Origin of the sequence: Hominimerdicola alba 8, from assembly GCF_000178155.2 — a bacterium.
GTDB lineage: Bacteria > Bacillota > Clostridia > Oscillospirales > Ruminococcaceae > Hominimerdicola > Hominimerdicola alba_C.
Genome location: NZ_ADKM02000049.1, coordinates 1 through 17,117, shown reverse-complemented (window position 1 = coordinate 17,117; position 17,117 = coordinate 1). Strand labels below are relative to the sequence as shown.

The 17,117-nt window shown below is 47.8% G+C and carries 12 protein-coding genes; all 12 read left to right on the top strand.

Features of this window, described 5'->3' with window-relative positions:
* Nucleotides 1-2 precede the first annotated feature (2 nt).
* On the top strand, nucleotides 3-575 hold the full coding sequence (locus tag CUS_RS04340; RefSeq protein ID WP_002847737.1) for a hypothetical protein: 573 nt from the start codon (nucleotides 3-5) through the stop codon (nucleotides 573-575).
* Between the two features lie 183 nt (nucleotides 576-758).
* Nucleotides 759-3,275 (top strand): DNA gyrase subunit A, encoded by a 2,517-nt coding sequence (gene gyrA / locus CUS_RS04335; protein ID WP_002847724.1) that lies wholly within the window; start codon nucleotides 759-761, stop codon nucleotides 3,273-3,275.
* A 145-nt stretch (nucleotides 3,276-3,420) separates the two neighbouring features.
* Nucleotides 3,421-4,521 carry a transglutaminase domain-containing protein gene (locus CUS_RS04330; protein WP_002847730.1) on the top strand — a complete coding sequence of 367 codons (1,101 nt, stop codon included), beginning with the start codon at nucleotides 3,421-3,423 and terminating at the stop codon, nucleotides 4,519-4,521.
* Between the two features lie 321 nt (nucleotides 4,522-4,842).
* Nucleotides 4,843-5,469 carry an aminoacyl-tRNA hydrolase gene (gene pth / locus CUS_RS04325; RefSeq protein ID WP_002847732.1) on the top strand — a complete coding sequence of 209 codons (627 nt, stop codon included), beginning with the start codon at nucleotides 4,843-4,845 and terminating at the stop codon, nucleotides 5,467-5,469.
* Between the two features lie 12 nt (nucleotides 5,470-5,481).
* Nucleotides 5,482-8,943 carry a transcription-repair coupling factor gene (mfd, locus tag CUS_RS04320; protein WP_002847723.1) on the top strand — a complete coding sequence of 1,154 codons (3,462 nt, stop codon included), beginning with the start codon at nucleotides 5,482-5,484 and terminating at the stop codon, nucleotides 8,941-8,943.
* A 382-nt stretch (nucleotides 8,944-9,325) separates the two neighbouring features.
* Nucleotides 9,326-10,030, top strand: coding sequence for an AzlC family ABC transporter permease (locus CUS_RS04315; RefSeq protein WP_002847731.1), 705 nt, complete (start codon nucleotides 9,326-9,328; stop codon nucleotides 10,028-10,030).
* Entirely contained in the window at nucleotides 10,027-10,323 is a 297-nt protein-coding gene (locus CUS_RS04310; protein WP_002847734.1) for an AzlD domain-containing protein, read from the top strand. Before CUS_RS04315 ends, CUS_RS04310 begins: the two co-directional genes overlap by 4 nt.
* Nucleotides 10,324-10,788: 465 nt before the next feature.
* Complete coding sequence (locus tag CUS_RS04305; protein WP_002847733.1) at nucleotides 10,789-12,999, top strand: alpha-galactosidase; 2,211 nt, start codon at nucleotides 10,789-10,791, stop codon at nucleotides 12,997-12,999.
* 3 nt (nucleotides 13,000-13,002) lie between these two features.
* A complete protein-coding gene (locus CUS_RS04300; protein WP_002847738.1) occupies nucleotides 13,003-13,437 on the top strand; it encodes an NUDIX hydrolase in 435 nt (144 codons plus the stop codon).
* 452 nt (nucleotides 13,438-13,889) lie between these two features.
* Entirely contained in the window at nucleotides 13,890-15,257 is a 1,368-nt protein-coding gene (gene mnmE / locus CUS_RS04295; protein ID WP_002847726.1) for a tRNA uridine-5-carboxymethylaminomethyl(34) synthesis GTPase MnmE, read from the top strand.
* Nucleotides 15,258-15,992: 735 nt separating this feature from the next.
* A complete protein-coding gene (locus CUS_RS04290) occupies nucleotides 15,993-16,577 on the top strand; it encodes an FtsB family cell division protein (protein WP_002847748.1) in 585 nt (194 codons plus the stop codon).
* A 61-nt stretch (nucleotides 16,578-16,638) separates the two neighbouring features.
* On the top strand, nucleotides 16,639-17,117 hold a 479-nt coding region (locus tag CUS_RS20355), incomplete at its 3' end, for a S1 RNA-binding domain-containing protein (RefSeq protein WP_002847749.1).

Sequence of the window (17,117 nt, the reverse complement as noted above, 5' to 3'; positions counted from 1 at the left end):
CCATGAGAAAGAAAAGCAAAGTCGGTCTTCTGATCGGTCTGTTCTTTACGGTGACAGGCATTGTCATGTTCGCTTTTGATGCGAGTTACATACTGCTTGGCAGGACTGTTGACCTCAACAAGGTACTTGAAGAGGGCGGCGAACTGCCGAGAGATAAGGTGGTCACCTATACCTGCGAAGTCCCCATCGGCAATTACGCCGAGATGCAGACTTACATAAACGGCATAATACCGCTTCCCGCGAAAAGTCAGCTTTATGCGATGTATGACGAATACGGCGGCGACGGCATCATATTCTCAGCCAAACTGAGAAGTAAGTATAAAATGGCAGAGTTTGACAGTGCTGTGAACGATGATACCGCAAAGATCAAGCTGGAAGGAAGACTTATGACCATAGACAATGATGCTTTCGGCTATTTGGAACAGGTCTGCGGCGATTTTTCGGAAGAAAACATCACACTGACATATTATGTCATAGATACCACAAGTTCGCGGATAGAGTGGGCACTGATGTATCTTCTTATCACAGCGTTGGGCGTGTTCTTCTTAGTCATGTATTTTAAGAAAAAAATATGATCTGATATAATAAAACTATCGTCGGTCGGAGAACAGCTGTGCAGGCAGAAAAAACCGCTGATGCGGAATGCTGTGTTCTAAAAGTGTTTGACCGCACTGTGCAGTTTTCGTAAACGAAAGTAAGATCCCCGCAAACGGCAGCGAGCTTGCGAGCGACCGAAGATAAAAAAAGGAGTTGTTAAAGTGGACGAATATAATCTTATAGATCAGGACGTCGAACACATAATGAAAGAGTCTTTCTTACAGTATTCGATGGCAGTCATCGTTTCGAGAGCTTTGCCTGATGTAAGAGATGGACTTAAACCTGTTCACAGAAGAATTTTATATACGATGCACGAAAACGGTCTGACACCCGATCAGGCTTACCGTAAGTGCGCCGATACCGTCGGTTCGGTGCTGGGTCGTTATCACCCGCATGGTGACGCTTCCGTTTACGATGCACTGGTAAGACTGGCACAGAGTTTCTCGCTGAGATACCCGCTGGTAGACGGTCACGGCAACTTCGGTTCAGTGGACGGCGACCCGCCTGCGGCTTACCGTTATACTGAGGCGAGAATGGCTAAGATGTCCCTCAATATGCTGACCGACATCAAGAAAGATACAGTTGATTTCCAGCCCAACTACGATGACAGATTGCAGGAACCTGTAGTTCTGCCGTCGCGCTTCCCGAATATACTCTGTAACGGTTCGGTAGGTATCGCCGTTGGTATGGCAACAAATATCCCGCCCCATAACCTCCATGAGGTCATCGAGGGCATGAAGATAGTTATGCAGAACCCCGACTGCACACTTGATGAACTGATGCAGGCTATCAAGGGACCCGATTTCCCGACAGGCGGCATCATCATGGGCAGAAGCGGCATAAGAGCGGCTTACGGCACAGGCAGGGGCAAGATCATACTCCGCTCAAAGACCTCTATCGAAGAGATAAAGGGCAGAAACTGCATAATCGTCACCGAAATACCTTACATGGTCAACAAGGCAAGACTTGTGGAGTCGATAGCAGGTCTTGTAAAGGATAAGAGGATAGACGGCATACACGATCTGCGCGATGAAACAGGCAGAGATGGTATGCGCATAGTCATCGAACTGAAAAAAGATGCCAATGCACAGGTGGTGCTGAACAAGCTGTTCACACTTACCCAGCTTCAGGACAGCGTTGGCGTTATACTGCTGGCACTGGTAAAAGGCGTGCCGAAGGTGCTTACCCTTAAGCAGATACTTCAGGAGTATATCGACTTCCAGGTAGATGTTATCCGCAGAAGAACAGAGTTTGACCTGAAGAAGGCTAAAGAGCGCGAACATATCTTGCAGGGTCTTGTTATCGCACTGGATAATATCGATGAAGTCATCGAGATAATGAAGACCTCGAAAAATATCCCCGAAGGTAAACAGCGCCTGATGACACGTTTCGGTCTGTCTGACATTCAGGCTGAACATATCGCACAGATGACACTGGGTCGCCTGACAGGTATGGAACGCCAGAAGATATTGGACGAGTTGGAAGAGATAACCGCTAAGGTAGCCGACTACGAAGATATACTCGCAAACCACCAGAGAGTTCTCGATATAATCATCGAAGAAGTCGAAGCCATACAGGAAAAGTACGGCGATGAGAGAAGAACTCAGATAGAAAATGTCAGCGGCGAAGTTGACATCGAAGACCTTATCCCTGTTGAAGAAAGCGTGGTAACTTATACCAATGTGGGATATATCAAGCGTATGCCCATAAGCGTATATAAGGCGCAAAATCGCGGCGGCAAGGGCGTTACGGGCATGAAACAGCGCGAGGACGACTGCGTTACCGAAATGTCGGTATGCTCCTCCCATGATAATATACTGTTCATCACTACAAAGGGTCAGGCGTACAAGATGAAGTGCTACGAACTTCCCGAAGGTTCAAAGGCTTCAAGAGGTGTGAATATCAAGAACCTGCTGGAACTCAGTGATGATAACCTTATCGCGGCGATGATAAAGGTCGAGGACTTTGACGATGACAAGTATATCGTCATGGTGACAAAGCGCGGCAAGATAAAGAGGACTCCCCTTTCGGCTTACAAGAACGTGCGCAAGCGCGGTCTGATAGCGATAGGTCTTGATGATGGCGATGAGATAGCAGGCGTAAGACTGACAGAAGGCAATAACGAACTGCTGATAGCTACACATAACGGCATGGCTATACGCATAAGCGAGAACGATGTGAGAGTAATGTCAAGAACTGCTCACGGCGTAAGGGCTATAAAACTGCGCGGTGATGACTACGTAGTTTCTATGGCAAGGATACGTGAGGGCGCATCGGTGCTGACAGTCAGCGAAACAGGTCTGGGCAGAAGGGTCGAACTTGAAAGCTATCCTGTCCGTCACAGGGGCGGCAGCGGCGTGCTCAACTACAAAAACGGTGATGTCTGCGGCATAAAGGTCGTTGACGAGGACGATGATATAATCATGATATCCTCCGATGGCATAGTTATCAGACTGAGAGCCTGCGATATCAGCATGATGGGCAGATATTCAAGGGGCGTAAGACTGATGAAAGTCACGGGCGACAATAAGGTAGTGACCTTCACACGTACCGAACATGACGATAATGCCGAGATAGCCGAAGTCGAAAAGGCAAGCGAAGAAGATATCCGCAAGGCACAGGAGGAAGAAAAAGCCGAAGTGCTGGAAGATGACGCTGAACCTGACGATCAGGAATAAGAAAAGCACTTTCACAAAATAAGAATGTGTAAAATAATCACCGATCGGTATATGATCGATCGGTGATTTTTTGCAAGACAGGAAAAATACACTCAGAGAAAAAATATCATACGTAAGAACAAAAAGACAACAAGGAGGAGCAGAAATGAAAAAGAAGATAGCGCTTATGCTTGCACTGGTGATGTGTCTGGGCGGCTGCGGGATCGAAGAGATAAAGGAGTCTTTCAGCGAGAAAGTCGATGAAAAGATGGAACAGCACGCCGCCGAAAATACAAAGTACACTCAGGAACAGGTCTGTGAAGAGGTGTACCGCGAACTTGCGGCAGGAAGTAAAAAAGTTTCGTTTGACGGCGTTGTCAGCATGGATATGGTGCAGTATGCCGTCGATCATGTGCGTTTTGACTGCCCTGAGGTATTCTGGACAGGCAATATGACGGTATCGACCGACTATAAGTCCACCACCCTTGAATGTGACAGCATCAATGATGTAGGTGAAGCTGAACTTGCGAAAATGGCGGCAGAACTTGACAGCAAAGCCGAAGAAGCCGCAGAATATGCGGCTTCGGGCAGTGATGACTTTGAAAAGCTGATGCTTCTGCACGATAAGCTGATAGAGATCTGTGACTACGATCATGAAGCAGCACAGGCAGATGTGGATGATATGGGCTTTGCAGGTTCTTCCTACGGTTGTCTGGTGGAACATAAAGCAGTCTGCGAAGGCTATGCCGAAGCATTCAGTCTTGTGGGCAGAAAGCTGGGTTTTGACTGCGGAATGGTCTGCGGTGTTGCAGGCGGAGAGCGTCACGCATGGAACTATGTCAAGGCAGACGGCGAATACTACTGGCTCGATGTTACGTGGGATGAGAATACCACCGAAACTGATATGGATTACTACCCGATGCACAAATTCTTCATGCTGAATGATGACCTTTTCATGTCGGGAAGGACTGTCGATGAAGATGTGCCGTTCGTGCCGCAGTGTACTTCAATGGAAGATAACTACTACGTTCACAGCGGGCTGTATCTTGAAAGCTATGATTTCGGTGCAGTGGACGACCTTATGAGCGCACACGCTGATGAAGGTTCTGTTGATATCATGTTCGCAGATCATTCTGCCTACAAAGCGGCTCTCAATGATCTGGTGGAAGAAAATAATATCTGGAACTTACAGGTGATGCAGGAACTCACTGAGGGCAAGCCCTATTATTCCGATGATGACCTGAACACACTTATGTTCGGCTGGTAAAATACAGCCGTTTACTATAAGAATTTCCCGAAACTTCGGAGTTTCGCTATTGACATCGGTCTGCCGATGTGCTATAATCAATTATTATAATAAATGCGGTTATCCCGCTGATACACCAAAATAAACGATGTTATATCGTAAACTGAATATAACAGGCGTGGGAAAGATAACATCAACTCGGTATTTCCTCGTTAAACAAGCATTTTGTGGTGTGATAAAGGGATAGTCATAATAATTAAATACCCCGACTTAACGGAAGTCGGGGATTTTGTGCGTGATATACACACCAAATGCGATTTTTGGTAAAGTCTGGGAGAAATTATGGATATTTTTGAAAAATTAAAACAACTGTCAGCCGAAAGAGGCGAAACAGGAACAAAGCCCGAATATATCATCGTGGGTCTGGGCAATCCCGGCATACAGTACGATGGTTCGAGGCACAATGCAGGATTTATAACCGTAGATGCGCTGGAGAAGAAACTCGGTTTCTCCTGCGAGCGCCGCAAGTTCAAGGCAAAAGTCGGCAATACCGTCATCGGCGGCAAAAATTGTCTGGTGATGAAGCCCGAAACTTTCATGAATTTGAGCGGCGATGCTGTCAGCGAAGCTATGGACTTCTATAAAATACCGATAGAGAATGTCATAGTGATATTCGATGATATCTCACTTGAACCCGGTCAGCTGAGGATAAGGCGCAAAGGTTCGGCAGGCGGACATAACGGTATAAAGAGCATCATCGCACAGTGCGGCAGTGAGGATTTCCCGCGTATAAAGCTGGGTGTCGGCAAAAAGCCGAATCCCGCATACGACCTTGCAAAATGGGTGCTGGGCAGATTCAGCGAAGATGACAGGAAGAAGATAGATATAGCGGCAGAAAAAGCCTGCGATGCTCTTGAATTGATGGTAAACGGCAAAATTGACGAAGCCATGAGCAGATTCAATTCCTGACGGGGTGAGAAGATGAATATTTTCTTTGATACAGCGAGCCGTCTTGATTTTTACAAAGACCTGAAAAACTGCCTGTTAAAGGGTTATACCCCTGCGGCGGTGACAGGTGTTTCGGGCATACATAAAGCTATGCTGACAGCAGCACTGTCCTCACTGGGCAGCTGCCTGCTGATATGCGCCGATGAAGCCGATGCAACTAAGGTAACGGCTGATATCAATGAGATGGCAGGCGAACAGATAGCCTGCGTCTACCCCGCGAAAGATATGAATTTTGCCTATATGGAGGGCATTTCGCGCGAGTACGAACACAGGCGCATCGAAGCACTGTCTGCGATAATGTCGGGCAGATGCAGGATAATGGCGGCAAGCATGGAAGCCTGTCTGCAAGGTACGATACCGCCGTCAGCACTGAAAGAGTATACTTTCACCATAGAAAACGGCAGTGAGATAGATACCGAAGAACTACAGCGCAAACTTCTGGCGGCAGGCTATACCCGCACCGACCAGGTAGAGGGCGCGGCGCAGTTCGCAGTAAGAGGCTCTATCATAGATATTTTCCCCGTTCAGGATAAACAGCCTGTGCGTATCGAACTCTGGGGTGATGAAGTCGATACTATGGCGTATTTCGATACCGAGAGCCAGCGCCGAAATGAATCGCTGGAAAGCATCACCATAGCACCCGCACTGGAGATAATCTTCCCGTCGGAGGAAGAACTGATAAGCCGCATGGAAGCCGCCGCAAAAGCAGCGCGCGGCAAACTCATCGATAAGATACGTGAGAATATACAGAAGGATATCGACCTGATAAATTCGGGCATCACCCTTACAAATCTTGACAAATATTACACCCTTGCCTATAATGAAACTGCAACTGTTTTCGACTATTTCGGCGGGGGCTTTTGTGCTGTTTCGGAATATAACAACTGCATAGAAAAAGCCCGCGCATCGCTGGCACAGCTTTCGGAAGACCTGAAAATAATGTATACCGAAGGAATACTGTTCAAGCGGCTGGAAGGTTTCTGCATAGATATAGGTCAGGCACAGAGCAGGATACTCGGCATGAAAACTATCTTCATGGATACATTCATGCGTCAGCTGGGCGACATAAAGCTGAAAAAGCTGATAAATACCGACTGCCGCCAGACTTCGGCATGGGGCGGCAGTATGATAAGCCTTGAAGAGGAGTTGAAGACCCTCTGTGAGAATGCCTACTGCACCATAGTGCTGGCAGGTTCGGAAAAGACAGTGCCGATAATCGTAAAAGACCTGTGCGAAGCGGGGATAGATGCAAAGCAGTACAGCGAAAACTGTGAGATAGCACCCGAAAAGGTCTATGTAAAGACAGGAAGCCTGTCAGCAGGCTTTGACTACCCAAGTATCGGCGTGGCGCTCATCACACAGATGAGATCCATGACCACAAAGCGCAAAAAGCCCAAACATAAAGCGGGCGAAGAGATAAAAGCACTCTCGGATATACACACAGGCGACCTTGTGGTGCATTCGATGTACGGTATAGGCAAATTTCAGGGCATACGCAATATCGAAACCAACGGCGTAAAGAAAGACTACATAACCATAAACTATGCAGGAACAGATGTTCTTTACGTGCCTGTCACACAGCTTGACCTTGTATCGCGCTATGTGGGTCCGGGTGAAGACGGCGGCATAAAGCTGAATAAACTCAATTCCACCGAATGGACACGCACCCGAAATAAGGTGCGCGCCGCTGTCAAGGATATGGCAGAAGAACTGACAAAGCTGTACGCTCAGCGGCAGATGGCAAAAGGCTACGCATTTGAGCCTGATGATGACTGGATGCGCGAATTTGAAGAGCGCTTCGATTATCAGGAAACTGATGACCAGCTGAGAGCCATCAACGAGATAAAGGGCGATATGGAAAAACAGACCCCGATGGACAGACTGCTTTGCGGCGATGTGGGATTCGGCAAAACAGAAGTCGCGCTGAGGGCGGCTTTCAAGTGTGTCGAAAACGGCAAACAGTGCGCGATACTCGCACCTACCACCGTACTTGCGTGGCAGCATTATCAGACTGCCATAAAAAGGTTCGAGCATTTCCCGATAAAAGTACAGCTGTTATCGCGTTTTCGCAAACCAAAGGAACAGTCTGCCATTGTAAGAGAACTCAAGCGCGGCACTGTTGACCTGATAATCGGCACGCACCGCCTTGTTTCAAAAGATGTGGAGTTCAAGGATCTGGGGCTTGCAATTATAGATGAGGAACAGCGCTTCGGCGTGGCGCATAAGGAAAAGTTCAAGGAGAGCCATCCGGGTGTGGATATACTCACCCTTTCGGCAACACCTATACCGCGAACTCTCAATATGGCGCTAAGCGGCATAAGAGATATGTCGGTCATCGAAGAACCGCCGATGGACAGACACCCCATACAAACTTATGTCATCGAACATAACGAGGGCGTTATCCTGCAGGCGATAAGCAAGGAACTGCGGCGCGGCGGACAGGTCTACTATATCCACAACCGCATAGATACTATCTTACGCACCGTCAACAGACTTCAGTCAAGTCTGCCCGATGCGCGTATAGGCTACGCTCACGGTCAGATGGAAGAAAAAGAACTTTCCGAGATCTGGCGGCAGGTGGTCGAACATGAGATAGATATACTTGTCTGCACCACACTGATAGAAACAGGTATAGATGTGCCTAATGTCAACACCCTCATCATCGAAGATGCCGACAGGCTGGGGCTTTCACAGCTCCACCAGCTGAGAGGTCGTGTGGGACGCTCAAACAGACGTGCTTTTGCATACTTCACATTCAGGCGCGGCAAGGTACTGAATGAAACTGCAAGCAAGCGTTTGCAGGCGATACGCGAATTTACGCAGTTCGGTTCGGGTTTCCATATAGCTATGCGCGATCTGGAGATACGCGGCGCGGGCAGTATACTTTCGGCTAAACAGCATGGTCATATGGAAGCAGTAGGCTATGATATGTACCTAAGACTCCTCAATGAAGCTATAGCCGAACAGAAAGGCGAAGTTCTGCCGCCGTCCCCCGAAGACTGTCTGGTGGATATAGCCATCGATGCCTATATACCCGATGGCTATATAGAACATTCTGCACAGAGGGTGGACGCTTACCGCAAGATAGCTTCCATCTCTACCGAAGAGGACTCGCGCGATGTCCTCGATGAACTGATAGACCGCTACGGCGACCCGCCGAAAGCTGTGCTGGGTCTGGTGAGAGTAGCTTTGCTGAGAAACAAGGCTTCAAAGCTGGGCATCAAGGAAATAAAACAGGCAGGCGTAAAAATGCAGTTCTATATCAGGAGCATACTGCCCCGTCAGATAGCAGGTCTTGCAGAAAAATACAATAACCGCGTGAAATTCGTGGACGAAGCAAAGCCGTATTTCGCCGTCACCCTCGCAAAACAGCAGAAATCTGCCGAACTTATGCAGGAAGTCGTAGAAATACTGGGCAAGTATGACAGCAAATAACTTATAGCAATCCGCCTTAAAATTCAGACAAAATCCGGTCACAAAACCCATAGATCCGAGCTTTAGCGACCGGATTTTGTGAATTTAAATAGTTGTATTGCTATAAAAGCAATACGATAACACCCATAATAAGACTATCCCTTTGGCACATAAACTGAAAACGCGGTAAACAAATCCTCTGCATGCGGCGTGGAAAAAGATATGTGATTATCCCGCTGATACACCAAAATAAACGATGTTATATCGGGAATTGAATACAGTATTGATAAAGGTATTTTGCAGTGGTGTGCTAAAGGGATAGTCATAAAAAGATATAAGAAAACCACTGTTTTTGGTGTCTTAAAGGGATAACCATATAAAATCAACAGGAATTTGATACAACATGAAAAAAGACTTTATCAAAGGAATGACTCACGGAATACCTATAATGCTGGGTTATCTGTCGGTGTCGTTCGGATTTGGCATAACCGCAGTAAGCAAAGGGATCAGCGCTCTGTGGGCATCGCTGATATCGCTGACAAACATTACCAGCGCAGGTCAGGCGGCAGGAGTTGACATCATCGCGGCAGGGGGTACTCTGCTGGAGATGGTGCTGGTGCAGATAACCATAAACATGCGCTATTCGCTGATGGCGCTGTCACTTTCACAGCGGCTCGACAAGAAATTCACAACACCGCACAGACTGGCGGCTTCCTACGGCATAACCGATGAGATATTCGCAGTTTGTGCCGCACAGCCCGAACCGCTCACACCCGCATATATGTACGGCATGATATTTGTAGCCGCACTGGGTTGGGTATCGGGCACAGCAATTGGCGCGATGGCAGGTCAGCTTTTGCCGACCGCTGTAACAAATGCGATGGGACTGCTGCTTTACGGCATGTTCATCGCGATAGTAGTGCCGCCCGCCAAAAAAGAGCGCGGGGTACTGGCGGTATCGCTCATCGCGGTGGTCATCAGCCTGCTTTTCAAGTACCTTTTTACAGCAGTGTCGGTCGGATTTGCAACAGTCATTTGTGCGATAGCGGCATCACTGCTGGGGGCATGGCTGTTCCCTGTTAAAGATGAGGGAGGTGCTGAGGAATGAGTATAGCTATATACATTTTTGTCATGGCTGGGGTGACATACCTTATCCGCATGCTGCCCTTTACCTTTTTTCGCAGGAAGATAACATCAAAATTTTTACTGAGTTTTCTGCACTACATTCCTTATGCGGTATTAAGTGCGATGACCATGCCTGCCATACTATACAGCACAGGTGACATTTTTACCGCAGCAGCGGGAACGATAGCGGCACTTATCATGGCATATTTTGAACTGCCTTTGATAGTAGTAGCATTAGGGGCATCTTTGACAGCCTTTCTCACGGGGCTTTTTTAATTCACAATTCATAATTCATAATTCATAATTATTGGCATGACCGCGAGAATGCTGTGCCGCCCACAAAGCATAGCAAAAGAGCAAAGCAAAGCGCGAGTTGAGCTTTCCGTCCACCCTTTCGCGAAAGGGTGGCGGGAGTTTGAGGGCAGAGCCCTCAATCGGGGAAGCAGATAAAAAGCGACAAACAAAACAAGTTGGGCGAACAAAGCACCGACGGTAAGAGAACAAAGCCATAGACCAAAGCAAACGCGGGCAATTCGCAAAGATAAGAGCGTACTCAATTCCCGCGAACAGCACTCCATAAAGCAAAAACAGCAATCACACGTCAGCAGTAGTGACGCACTCCCAATAAGAATATCATACCCGCGTTTGCGGCCTTACAATAATAAAATGTGAGTTCCCACGCGCATCGAAGAGAGAAAAGTGGATAATACCCCCCATTGGGGTAATAAGGAGGATATAAAAATGAGCATTTTCTACAACGAAAAAGAACGCGCTTTCAAACTGCGCGCAAAGGACACCGACTATATGCTGAAAGTCATAAACGGTGAGTATCTCGGACATGTCTACTACGGCAGAAAAGTCCCCGATGAAGACCTCAGCTACCTGCTGAGATTTGATGAAAGTCCTTTCACACCCGAACAGAATGACCGCGACAGAGCAGTTTACCTCGATACCACTCCCTTCGAGTACCCATGCTTCGGTATAGGCGACTACCGTGAACCCGCTATGATGATAATGGACAGCGACGGCATGTCCACCTGTGACCTGCGCTATGTCAGCCATAAAATATATGACGGCAAGCCCGCTTTAGACGGTATGCCCGCAACTTTCGCCACCGAAAACAGCCCCGCGCAGACCCTTGAGATAACCATGAAAGACAGCCACGCTGAGATAGAAGCTGTCCTCGTCTACTCGGTGTTTGAAAACCTCGATGTCATCGCCCGTTCGGTAAGATTTACCAATGTAGGCAGTAAGCCCGTCAAGCTGACAAGGGCACTCTCTGCATGCGTTGAGTTCGATACCGATAAGATGGATATGATAACACTGAACGGTTCGTGGGCAAGAGAACGCTGGGTAGAGCGCGCACCGCTCCATCACGGCAAGCAGAGCGTCGATTCCTGCAAGGGCGAGTCCTCTCACCAGAGCAACCCTTTTGTTGCCCTCTGCGCACATAACGCCGATGAGGATATGGGCGAAGTCTTCGGCTTTAACTTCGTGTATTCGGGCAACTTCTTCGCACAGGCAGAAGTTACCCAGCATAAAAAGACCCGCTTCGTGATGGGCATAAATCCCCTCGATTTTGAGTGGCTTCTCGATGCAGGCGAAACTTTCACCGCTCCCGAAGTCGTAATGGTACACTCCGATGAGGGTATAGGCAAAATGTCCCGCACTTTCCACGACCTCTACCGCGAGAACCTCATTCGCGGCGAGTATAAGGATAAGCGCCGCCCCATACTTATCAACAACTGGGAAGCTACTTACTTCAATTTCAACACCGAAAAACTCATAGATATAGCTAAGGAAGCCTCAAAGCTGGGCATTGAGATGCTGGTAATGGACGATGGCTGGTTCGGTCACCGCGACAGCGATAATTCTTCACTGGGCGACTGGTTCGTTTACGAAAAGAAGATAAACGGCGGTCTTAAACACCTCGTTGAAGAAGTCAACAAGCTGGGCATGAAGTTCGGCATATGGTTCGAGCCTGAAATGATATCCCCCGACTCCGAACTTTACAAGGCTCACCCCGACTGGGCTATCCAGATAAAGGGCAGACCCCTCACCCTCTGCCGCGAACAGTATGTGCTCGACTATTCGCAGAAAGAAGTGCGCGACTACGTTTACAGCATGATGCGCGATATCCTCGATAACGCCAATATCGAATATATCAAGTGGGATATGAACCGCCAGCTGACCGAAGTAGGCTCAAACTTCCTGCCGAAGGAAAGACAGCGCGAACTGTGGCACAGATACGTGCTGGGCGTTTACGACCTCATGAACAGGCTGACCACCGATTACCCCCATATCCTGCTGGAAAACTGTTCTGGCGGCGGCGCAAGGTTCGACCCCGCTATGCTCTATTATTCACCGCAGATATGGTGCTCGGACGATACCGATGCCATCGAAAGACTGAAAATACAGCATGGTACTTCAATGTGCTACCCCTGTTCCGCTATGGGCGCACATGTTTCCGACTGCCCGAACCATACAGTCGGCAGAAATACCCCGTTCAAGACAAGAGGTCATGTGGCTATGGTCGGTACTTTCGGCTATGAACTTGATGTCACCCGCATACCCCAGCAGGATAGGGATATGATACCCGCCCAGATAGAGGAATTCAAGAAGTATAACCCCCTCGTGCGCACAGGCGACCACTACCGCATCGGCAATATGTTCGAGGATAACACATGGGACGCATGGATGTTCGTGGCTAAGGACAAGAGCGAAGCACTGTTTGAATTTGTGCAGGTAATGGGCAGACCGAACATGCGTTCCCGCAGGATAATGCTCAAAGGTCTTGACCCCGATGCTTATTACTACGAGGAAAGCGAACCCGATAAACTGCTTTCGGGCGCGGCACTGATGAATGCAGGCATCAACGTTGCAAAAATATGGGGCGTTGATGGTATAAGCGGCGACTTTTCCTCTAAGATACTGCACTTTGTACGCAGGTAAGCCATGCCGGTACAGAAGATACAGGGCTATAACTGCATGATAGTCCTCTCGCCCGCAGGCGATGAGTGGCTTATGTGCAAAAGAAGAAAAGACCCCTATAAAGGACTTTACAATCTGGTGGGCGGCAAGATAGAAGTCGGTGAGGACGGTGAACATGCCGCCTACCGCGAACTTTTTGAAGAAACTTCCATCACCGCCGAACAGATCACCCTCGAAAGACTGATGACCTTTGATTACCCGTTGGACGGCTGTTATGTCGAAGTATGGGCAGGTCAGCTGAAACAGCCCGCAGAAGTCAGCGGCGATGAGAACGAACTCTGCTGGCTTCCGCTGACAGAGGACTTCTTCGATATGAAAAAGTTCGCAGGTGAGGGCAATATAGGTCATATGCTGGAAATACTGAAACTTCACCCCGAAAGATGGAATGTTAAGCTGTGATCTGCGGCAATACATATCTTGACAGGGAAAAAGTGATGACCATATCAAAAAAATCAGAAAGCGCATCTTCCCGAATATAAGGGAAGATGCCGCTTTTAATAAATGTTATATCTCGGTTTGGCAGTGTATCGTTCACCCACCGAAGGCGAAGGAAAATATGAAAGAACAACAATTTTGTATGCTGTTATCCCGCTGATACACCAAAATAAACGATGTTATATCGGGAATTTATAGCAATCCGCCTTAAAATTCAGACAAAATCCATATATCCGAGCTTTTGCGACTGAATTTTGTGAATTTAAATAGTTGGATTGCTATAAATATATTTGGCGGTCATCTTTCCTCGTTATAAAGGTATTTTTGGTGGCGTGCCAAAGGGATAGTCATAATTTTGTATCATCGGCAATACACATCAAAATCGGGAGAAAGCTAACTAAAATAAGGAGAATACTATGTCAACAATTTGTGCCATCTCCACCCCCGTTGCTGAGGGCGGCATATCTGTCATAAGGATAAGCGGCGAAAATGCCCTGAATGTGGCGGAAAAAATCTTTGCGCCCCATACCTGCCCGTCAGTGGCGGGTATGGCAGGCTATACCTGCGCATACGGGCAGATAAATGATAACGGCAGGGCTGTCGATGACGGCGTGCTGACCGTCTTCCGCGCACCGCATTCGTATACGGGCGAAGATGTCTGCGAGATATCCTGTCACGGCGGTATATATGTCACAAAGCGGGTACTCAGGCTTTGCCTTGAAAACGGCGCTGAACCCGCACAGGCAGGCGAGTTCACCAAACGTGCCATGCTCAACGGCAAACTTTCGCTGACACAGGCAGAAGCCGTCATGGATACCATAGCCGCACAGGGCGAATATGCGCTGGCTTCCGCTAATCTTACAAGAAAAGGCAGTCTTTTCGGGCGCATCGATAAAGTCACTAAAGAACTGGTGAAACTGCTGGGCGAACTGGCGGCGTGGGTAGACTATCCCGAAGAAGACCTCCCCGCCGTTGAAGAGAACGCACTGCGCGAAAGTCTTAAAAACGCCGTTTCCGTCACAGGCAGACTGCTTGCTGACAGCGATAACGGCATGCTGATAAAAAACGGCATCGACACTGTGATAGCAGGCAGACCGAATGTCGGAAAATCCACACTCATGAACCTTCTGCTGGGCTATGACCGCTCGATAGTTACCGAAGTCGCAGGCACTACCCGCGATGTCATAGAAGAAAGCGCCCGTCTTGGTGAACTTATCTTCCGCCTCTCCGATACGGCAGGCATTCGCGATACCGAAGATAAAGTCGAGAAAATAGGCGTTGAAATGGCACAGAAACGCCTTGAAGAATGTATGCTCGTAATAGAAGTGTTCGATACCTCAGTAAAGCCCGATGATGATGATACCGCACTTTTGGAAAAAGTAAGGTCGCTGGGCAAAAGGGCGCTGATAGTCCTTAATAAATCAGACCTTGAAAGCGCTGTGGGGGAAGATTTTTTCCGCGAATACTGCGAAAATATCGTCTGCATTTCAGCTAAAGACCCCAATGACCGTGAAAAGATACAGCATGCTCTCGAAAAAATATTCACACCCGAAAATTATGATGCAGACAGTACAATTTTTGCCAATGAAAGACAGAGGGGCTGTCTGGTTAAAGCTAATAAAAATCTGACTGCCGCACTGGAAGCACTTGAAATGGGTGAAACTTTAGATGCAGTCACCGTAATGATAGATTATGCCGCAGATTCACTGCTTGAACTGACAGGCGAGAAAGCAACAGAAGCCGTAGTAAGTGAAGTATTCTCGAAATTCTGCGTAGGCAAATAATATATATAATTCATAATTCATAATTCATAATTATTGGCATGAACGAAAGTGAGCCGTTTTAGCGTGAAACAGAGCGAACTATGACGCAGACAAAGTGGGGAAAGAACATAAAGCTGTGCGCGAGAAAAAGCGGTCGGTCAAGCCCGCCGCCAGAGGGCTTGCGGGAGTTTGAGGGCAGAGCCCTCAATCGTGGAAGCAGAAAGCAAAACGACAAACAAAATTAGTTGGGCGAACAAAGCGAAAGCCCACAAGCGGCGCAAAAACAGCATTATTCCGAACAAAGAGCGGGCAATTCGCCGGAAATTTGATGGGCGCACAAAATCTCGACATACGCAGTTCTTTTGGAGCGTGACGAATTGCCCGCGTTATTCTAGCCGAACAGCGATAGCGTCTTCGGCGGTCGTGACGCAGTCCAGAGGATAAAAACGGCAAACCATCTTCTATACAGCATTGATGTTATTAGACGGCGGTAGTTCGGCATTCGCACACCAAAAATCTGATACCCGTTTTTTCAACATTCAAACCGTCCCGTTGTTAAAAACTTCGGGGCGGTTTTTCACAAAAGAACGCACTACAAAGATGTTCCGCGCGAGTGGTGAAATATTGTGAAAAACGCCTAAATTTCATATTCAGGCAAAAAAAGTTTGAAAAGCTCTTGAAAGTTTGCGACAAAATGTTGTATAATAAAGTAGAGTAGACTTTGCATAGTGCTGTAAAGTCGGAAAGGAGCAGGCTATGGATAAGGACGAGAATATCACTGAAGAAGAAATAACGGAAGAAAAGGTCGCTGAACAGGAAAATGTTCAGGAAAGTGAGAACGACGACATGGCTGACCTTATAATGGCTGCTGACCTCAATGAATATGATGAAAATGAAGAAACAGCTGATGAACATGAAGAGATCGCTGAGGAGATAGAACCTCTGCCCGATGATGAGCCTGTGACCGATGAAGAAGATCAGCCTGATGAAGAGCCGATGCCCGAAGAGGATAAGGCGGAAGAAAATGTTCCCGCTGAAACAGTCATTATCAGGCACAGACCAAGACTTTTCAGACCTATCCTGTTTTTTATCATCGTGTGCTTTTGTATAATAGCGGGCGCTGATATCATATCTCAGCAGAATGAGATAGAACAGCTGGAACAGGAAACTGTTATGATGTCAGGCAAGATAGAGGAAACAAAGCAGAAAAATGATGAGTATACCGCTCTGCTGGGTGCCGATGAAGATGAGTTCATGGAGAGAGTGGCGGTCGAACAGCTGGGTTATTCTTACCCAAACGAGAAACGCTATTATATAGTAAACAAGTCAAAAGAAAAGTAAACTGCGGCGGCGCCGGATAAACGTCTGCCGAGAATTATAAAAGTGAGGAAGTAAAAACTAAATGCAGCTTGAAGTAGGAAAGATCTATGAGGGAAAAGTAACAGGTATCACAAAGTTCGGCGCTTTTGTCGAACTGGATAAGGATACAACAGGTATGGTACATATCTCTGAGGTGGCGAATACTTTCGTAAATGAGATAAAAGACCATTTGCAGGAGGGTCAGACCGTTAAGGTAAAGGTGCTGAGTCTGGGTGAGGACGGAAAGATATCCCTCTCCATCAAAAAGGCACAGCCCGCACCCCAGCGCAGACCCGCTGAACGCGGCGGCAGACCGAACGGCGGCGCACCTCGCGGCGACAGGGGCGACAGAAATGATAAAAGACAGGGCGGCAGACCTCAGCAGGGTTCTTTCAGACCCAGAAGAGATGACAGACCTCCGCAGGATTTCAGCAAGAATCCACCCCCGATATATGACCCGAACCAGAATTCGGGCAATGCTGATTTTGAGGATATGCTGAGCAAATTCAAAGCCTCCAGTGA

Coding starts and splice junctions, on each gene's coding strand:
- CUS_RS04340 (WP_002847737.1), top strand. CDS start 3: ATGAGAAAGAAAAGCAAAGTCGGTCTTCTGATCGGTCTGTTCTTTACG.
- CUS_RS04330 (WP_002847730.1), top strand. CDS start 3,421: ATGAAAAAGAAGATAGCGCTTATGCTTGCACTGGTGATGTGTCTGGGC.
- pth (WP_002847732.1), top strand. CDS start 4,843: ATGGATATTTTTGAAAAATTAAAACAACTGTCAGCCGAAAGAGGCGAA.
- mfd (WP_002847723.1), top strand. CDS start 5,482: ATGAATATTTTCTTTGATACAGCGAGCCGTCTTGATTTTTACAAAGAC.
- CUS_RS04315 (WP_002847731.1), top strand. CDS start 9,326: ATGAAAAAAGACTTTATCAAAGGAATGACTCACGGAATACCTATAATG.
- CUS_RS04310 (WP_002847734.1), top strand. CDS start 10,027: ATGAGTATAGCTATATACATTTTTGTCATGGCTGGGGTGACATACCTT.
- CUS_RS04305 (WP_002847733.1), top strand. CDS start 10,789: ATGAGCATTTTCTACAACGAAAAAGAACGCGCTTTCAAACTGCGCGCA.
- CUS_RS04300 (WP_002847738.1), top strand. CDS start 13,003: ATGCCGGTACAGAAGATACAGGGCTATAACTGCATGATAGTCCTCTCG.
- mnmE (WP_002847726.1), top strand. CDS start 13,890: ATGTCAACAATTTGTGCCATCTCCACCCCCGTTGCTGAGGGCGGCATA.
- CUS_RS04290 (WP_002847748.1), top strand. CDS start 15,993: ATGGATAAGGACGAGAATATCACTGAAGAAGAAATAACGGAAGAAAAG.